Annotated in this window: 1 protein-coding gene; it reads left to right on the top strand. The window is 68.5% G+C overall.

The features are described from left to right. On the top strand, positions 1-397 hold a 397-nt coding region (locus ACEPPI_RS40750; RefSeq protein ID WP_373920276.1), incomplete at both ends, for a potassium-transporting ATPase subunit KdpA.

Raw genomic sequence — 397 nt, 5'->3', positions numbered from 1 at the left:
CTCCGCGGCGGTCGGCATGGCCGTGGCGGTGGCCCTGGTACGGGGCTTCGCGCGCTCCCGCACCGGCGAACTGGGCAACTTCTGGGCAGACCTGGTCCGCGGCACCGTCCGCATCCTGCTGCCGATCTCGGTGATCGGCGCGCTGGTCCTGGTCGCCTGCGGAGCGATCCAGAACTTCGCCGGCATCCACGAGGTCGGCCAGTTCCTGGGCGGCACCCAGCAGTGGAACGGCGGGGCGGTGGCCTCGCAGGAGGTCATCAAGGAGCTGGGCACGAACGGCGGCGGTTACTTCAACGCCAACTCCGCCCACCCCTTCGAGAACCCCACCCCCTTCTCCAACCTCTTCGAGATCTTCCTGATCCTGGTCATCCCCTTCGCCCTCACACGTACGTTCGGC

The sequence above is a fragment of the Streptomyces sp. AB3(2024) genome, from assembly GCF_041862025.1.
GTDB lineage: Bacteria > Actinomycetota > Actinomycetes > Streptomycetales > Streptomycetaceae > Streptomyces.
The sequence above is the reverse complement of the archived record's forward strand: the minus strand, read 5'-3'. Positions and strand labels throughout refer to the sequence as shown.